The sequence below is a fragment of the Paraburkholderia mimosarum LMG 23256 = NBRC 106338 genome (assembly GCF_000739815.1).
GTDB lineage: Bacteria > Pseudomonadota > Gammaproteobacteria > Burkholderiales > Burkholderiaceae > Paraburkholderia > Paraburkholderia mimosarum.
On sequence record NZ_BBJJ01000300.1, the window covers coordinates 1 to 821 of the forward strand.

1 protein-coding gene is annotated in these 821 nt (G+C 69.2%); it reads right to left on the reverse strand.

Features of this window, described 5'->3' with window-relative positions; all coding sequences use genetic code 11:
• A partial coding sequence (locus BMI01S_RS37530) for a condensation domain-containing protein (protein ID WP_042293481.1) occupies positions 1 to 821 on the reverse strand: 821 nt, incomplete at both ends.

An 821-nucleotide genomic window follows, 5' to 3' on the forward strand; every position in this document is an offset into this window, starting at 1 on the left:
TCCTCCTCCACGCCCAGCCCGGGAAGATCGAGCCGCCCCTGCGCGTTATCCTGCCAGGCCAGCATCACCTGGAACAGCGGCGTGTGATCCAGCGTCCGTGGCGGCTGCACGATCTCCACCACCTGCTCGAACGGCAGGTCCTGATGCTCCTGCGCCCCCAGGGCCGTGCACCGTGTCCGCTCCAGAAGCGTCGCCACGTCCGGCCCGCCCGACAGATCCACCCGTAGCGCCAGCGTGTTCACAAAAAAGCCGATCAGCTCCTCGATCTCGCGCCGGCCGCGGTTGGCTGAAGGCACACCGATCACAATGTCGTCCTGTCCCGACAGACGCGAGAGCACCGCCGCCCAGCCCGCCAGCACCGTCATGAACAACGTCGTGCCATGCTGACGGCCCAGCCGCCTGAGTTCCCGCGTGAGCTCCGCATCGATCTCCACCGGCACCGTGGCGCCGGCAAACGACTGGCGCGCCGGGCGCGGCCGGTCCGTCGGCAACGCGAGCATGGACGGCGCGCCTGACAGGGCCTCGCGCCAGTACTGCGCCTGACGCTGCAGCCGCTCCCCGGAGAGCCATTGCCGCTGCCAGGCCGCATAATCGGGATACTGGATCGCTGGTACCGGCAAGGGATCGGCCTGTCCGGCCACGAACGCCCGGTACAGGCTGCCCAGTTCCCGTACCAGCACCCCCACCGACCAGCCGTCCGAGACGATGTGATGCTGCGTCAGCAGGAAGACATGCTCCTCCTCCGACAGCCGGATCAGGCGCCCGCGGACCAGCGGCCCGCGCGCCAGATCAAAGGGCGTGCACGCCTCTTCGGCGCACAG